Below are 5,093 nucleotides of genomic sequence, written 5' to 3' on the forward strand. Positions count from 1 at the left end.
GCCGTCAGGATGACGGCGGCGCCGGCCAGGAGGGGGTTCCTCATCAGCCCGTCCTGAGGGCGTAGTGCGCGGCGATCTGCGTACCGCTCAGTGCGGTCGGGTAGACGGCGGTCTCGTCGAGCTGACCGGCGAAGTAGGTGCTGGTCGGGGCGTTCGGCCAACCACTGAGCGTGTCTCCGCCGACCCGCCAGTACCCCTGGAAGTTCTGGTTGGTCTTGTAGAGGGAGTTGGACGCCCGCAGCACGCCGTCCACGTAGAGCGCGATGCCTCCGCTGCCCTGGGTGGCGACGACGTGGTGCCAGGCGCCGTTGTTGTAGGCGGCCGGGGTGGTGATGGTGCGCGTGGAGCCGTCGTGGACGCCGAACACCAGCTTCCCGTCGTTGGTCATGTAGACGTGCTTGTCGTAGTTGGTGCTGTTCTGCATCGTCAGGTTGCCGAAGCCGATGAGCTTGCCGCCCTTCGTCGTGGTCGTCTTGAACCAGGTCTCGACGGAGAAGGCGCCCGGCTTGGCGTGCCGGCGGTTGCTGTACGCGTACTCGTCGGTCCCGTTGAACCCGATCGCCGTGGACGCGCCCGCGACCGCGGCCGGGATCTGCCGGTAGGACGGGGCGTTGCGCAGGAACCCGTTGTCCAGCCCGGTCCCGGTGTCCGCCGCGAAGGTCGAAGTGCCCTCGTCGTAACGCCAGTAGAGAGACGCGCCGTCGGCCAGCACCTTCGCCGGGTACGCCTCCGCGGCCGATGCCACGGTGGCCGACAGGGCGGGGGACTTGGCGCTGGTGTTGGTGCCGTCGCTCGCGGTGATCCGGTACGAGTGCGTCTCACCGGCGGCGACGGCCGTGTCGGTCCAGCGCAGTTGCGGCCGGTCCCAGAAGAGCGAGGTCCCGGTCGTGGTGTACACCGGTGTGGTGGCGCCGTCCTTGTAGATCCGGTAGGTCAGCAACCCGTCGTCGGTGTCCGAGCTGGTCTGCCAGTTGACGTCGATCTGTCCCGGCGCGACGGTCGAGAGCTGGACGTTGGGCACCCACGGGGCCCCCGTGTCGGGCCCGTCCGCGAACCGGGTCAGACCCTGCTGGGCCGCCGCGTTGACGGTGGTGAACTCGCCGCCGACCCACAGGTAGTGGTGTCCGCCGCTGTCGGTCTGCGCCATCACCCGGGGGCCGACCGGCTCACCGATGCCGTCGTTGGTGTCCGGGAACCACGGCAGCAGTTGTGGGTCGTCCACCGACTGGGCCAGCAGGTGCTTGCGCGGCTGGTCGGGGAACTCGCCCATGCTGGAGCAGTCATGGGCGTGGCTGCCGCTGTAGAGGACGCCCGAGTGGACCAGCACCGCCTGGGTGGCGCCCAGGCAGGTGTCCCGCCAGCGCTGCTGGAAGTCGTCCAGGTCCACCGCGATGCGGCCGTCGAACACCCCGCCGCCGGTTCCCTCGTTGGCGGTGTAGAAGCCGGTGGCATCGGAGGTGATGTCCTGCGTGGTGGAGGTGTTCGGGACGAAACCGGGGTAGGCGGTGGTCACGGCACCCGTCGTCGCGTCCACCACGGCCAGCGCGTGCGTGGTGGTGCCGTTGACGGTGAAGAAGTCGCCGCCGAGCACCACGTGCTGCCCGTCCGGGGTCACCTCGACCGCCCGGGCGACCTCGTCGGCGTTGGCGGTGAACGGCAGCAGGTCGGCGCCGGTGGTGACGGCGGCGAACTTGTTGCGGGTCTGCCCGCCCACGCTGTTGAAGTCGCCGCCCAGATAGACGGTGTCGGCGGTGACGGCGATGGCCCGGACGGTCGCCGAGACCGCGATCTTGAAGTCGTCGCGCGGGGTGCAGGTCGCCGTGTCGATGGCCGCGACGTTGCTGACCCCGACGCCGTTCACCGACCCGAACTGACCGCCCGCGTAGAGCGTCGCCCCGTCCGGGGACAGGGTGAGGGCGCGTACCGTCGCGGTGCCCGAAGAGAGCGTGAACGACAGGGAACAGCCGGTCGGTGCGCCGGTCGCCGCGTCGAACGCGGCGAAGTTCACCGCGGGGGTCTCCGAGGTGCCGGCGGCGGCGTCCGGCGGACGCACGGTGGAGAAGGTGCCTCCGGCGTAGACCACGCCGGCGCTCGCGGCCATCGACCAGACGATGCCGTTGGTCTGCCAGGTGGAGAGGTCGTCGGCGGTGACCGACACCGGCGGCGTCAGCGAAGCCGCTGGGGAAGTCCCGGCCGCGGTCGCGGTCAGGGCTCCGGCCAGCAGGCAGAGAGCGGCGGAAGCGGCGCGTCTGCGACCGCGTCCGGCGGATCTCCGCCCCGTACGTCCGTTCATCATTCAGCTCCGAAGGTGAGAACGAGCTGCGGCCGGTAGGCCGCGGTGGAGACCTCGCTGGACCAGATACGGAGGCTGTCCGTACCGGCGTTGGTCAGAGCGAGTGAGGTGGTGGAGCCGAGGGCTCCGCCCAGGGCCGTCGCGTCGAGCGCCACCGTGTAGTCGGTGGACACCGCCGTCGCGCCGGTGATGGTCCCCAGCACGGACGCACCGAGCGCCGGCCGGGTGTTGTAGGTGACCGTCGATTCGGTCCAGGCGCCGGTGACCGGCACCACCCGGTGGCTCTCGGCGGAACCCGCCGTCGAGTCCGAGGAGGTGCGGAAGTCGATCCGGGCGCCCTTGAGCACCTGGCCGGCAGGGGCCGCCGGCAGGTCGTAGCGGAGGTAGCCCACGTACGCGGTGGTGCCGCGCGAGGCGAGCTGGCTGTCGTTGTAGTTCGTGTTCGGGGCGACGCTGTTGACGTACGCGTCCTCCACCGGGGTGAGCGTGAGTGTGGTGTCCGCACCGCCGTCGCCACCGCCCCCGTCGCCGCCGCCCGGGGCGGGCGGAGCGTCCGCGAGGTCGTAGTGCCCGGCGACCTGCGCCGCGGTGAGGACGGTCGGGTAGACGGCGGTCTCGTCCACCTGCCCGGCGAGGTAGGTGCTGGTCGGACGGTTCGGCCAGGCGTTGTTCATCGCGTCGCCGCCGACCCGCCAGTACCCGTCGTACGAGCGGTTCCCGGTCGCCGCGTTGGTGCCGGCCACCGCGCCGTCCACGTACAGCACCATGCCCGCCGGGCCCTGCGTGGCGACCATGTGGTGCCAGGCGCCGTCGTTGTAGCTGCCGGTGGTGGTGATCGTGGGCCGGACGTTGGTGCTGCCGGTCTGGACCCCGAAGGCGAGCCGGCCGTCGTCGGTCAGATAGACGATCTTGTCGGAGACGGTGCTGGTGTGCCCCGTGTCGACGCCGATGTTGCTGCCGAAGCCGATGATCCGGCCGCCGGTCGTGGAGGTCGTAAGGAACCACGTCTCGACCGAGTAGGGCGACGGCGAGGTCAGGTGGTGCAGCCGGTCGCTGTACACGTACTCGTCCGTTCCGTTCAGGCCCAGAGCGGTCGAACCCGCCACCGCCCCGGCCGCCCGGTACGCCGGCGCGTTGACGTACACGCCCCCGTCGAGCCCGTCCGAGGCGTCCGCGGCGAAGGCCCCGCCCGGCTCGTCGTAGCGCCAGTACAGCCCGGCACCGTCCGCCAGGACGCGTTCCTGGTACGGAGAGGCGGAGGAGGCGGCGGTGACGGAGACGGCGGCGGACTGCGCGCTGGTGTTGGTGCCGTCGCTCGCGCTCACCCGGTAGGTGTACGCCCGCCCGGCCACCACCTCGGTGTCGGTGAAGACCAGCTGCGGACGGCTGAAGAACAGCGAGGAACCGGTGGTGGTGTACACGGGGGCCGACGCGCCGTCGCGGTACACCCGGTACGTCAGCGAGGAGTCGTCCAGGTCCAGCGAGGAACGCCAGGCGACCTTCACCTGCCCGGCCCGGGGCGCGGACGCGCTCACCACCGGCACGGCGGGCGCACCCGTGTCCGGGGTGTTGGCGAACCGCGTCAGCCCCTGCTGGGACGAACCGTTGACGGTGGTGAACTCGCCGCCCACCCAGAGGAAGTCGCGCCCGTCCCGGCCGGCGACGGTCAGCGCCCGCGGCCCGACCGGCTCACCGATGCCGTCGTTGGTGTCCGGCAGCCACCCCAGCATCGCCGGATCGTCCACCGACTGGGCGGACAGGTGCTTGCGGACCTGGTTCGGGAACTCGCCCATGGTGGAGCAGTCGTGCACATGGCTGCCCGCGTAGAGCACGCCCCGGTAGACCCGCAGCGCCTGCGTGGCGCCCTGGCAGGTGTCGCGCCAGCGCTGCCCGAACCCGTCCAGCTCCATGGCGAGGCGCCCGTCGAAGGAGTTGCCCCCCATGCCCTCGCCCGCGACGTACCAGCCGTCGGACGCCTGGTCCGTCACGATGTCCTTGATGACCGCGCTCGCCGGGACGAAACCGCCCGGATAGGTGTGGGTGAGCGCGCCGGACGCCACGTCCGTCACCGCGAGCGCGTGCGTCGCGTTACCCCCCACCGTGGTGAAGTCACCGCCGATCAGAACCGATTCGCCGTCCGGGGTGACCTTCAGAGCCCGCCCAGGGTCGTCCGCGTCCGGGTTCCACGCCGTCAGCGCGCCCGTCGGGGTCACCGCCCCGAAGAAGCGCCGCGCGCTCCCGTTGACCGTCTGGAAGTCACCTCCCGCGTACACCGTGCCGTCCGCCGCCACGTCCAGCGCCCGCACTGTCGCCGAGAAGTTCGGTGCGAACCCCGAACGGACCGTGCAGTTAGCGGTGTTGATCGCGACCAGACCGTTGGCGGCCGTGCCGCCCACCGCCTGGAAGTAACCGCCCGCGTACAGCGTCGACTTGTCGGGCGACAGCGCGAACGCCCGTACCGTGGCGGTTCCGCTGCTTCGGGTGAAGGAGAGCGAGCAGCCGGCCGGCGCCCCGGTCGCGGCGTTGAACGCCGAGAAGTTCACCGCCGCCGTCGAACCGGTCCCGCCCGCTGCCACCCCGGCGGGCCGGATCTGCGAGAAGGTGCCGCCCGCGTAGACGACCCCGTTCGCCTCCGCCAGCGCCCAGACGATGCCGTTGGTCTGGTAGGTGGACAGGTTGTCGGCGGTGAATCCGACCGGCGCGGTCAGCGACGCGGCCGGGGGAGCGCCCGCCGCCGAGGCGGAGAGCACCCCCGCCGCCAGCGCCAGGACCGTCGCGCACACGCCGCCCCGGCTCCGGC

At 71.5% G+C, this 5,093-nt stretch carries 2 protein-coding genes; both read right to left on the bottom strand.

The features are described from left to right. Positions 1 to 43 precede the first annotated feature (43 nt). Positions 44 to 2,296 carry a LamG-like jellyroll fold domain-containing protein gene (locus ACFWEP_RS31340; protein ID WP_387375182.1) on the bottom strand — a complete coding sequence of 751 codons (2,253 nt, stop codon included), beginning with the start codon at positions 2,294 to 2,296 and terminating at the stop codon, positions 44 to 46. Then, positions 2,293 to 5,093, bottom strand: a 2,801-nt coding sequence (locus tag ACFWEP_RS31345) for a DNRLRE domain-containing protein (protein ID WP_387375184.1), incomplete at its 5' end; no start/stop codon positions are given. The genes ACFWEP_RS31340 and ACFWEP_RS31345, both read right to left, overlap by 4 nt.

Origin of the sequence: Streptomyces sp. NPDC060198 (assembly GCF_042728415.1) — a bacterium.
Taxonomy (GTDB): Bacteria; Actinomycetota; Actinomycetes; order Streptomycetales; family Streptomycetaceae; genus Streptomyces.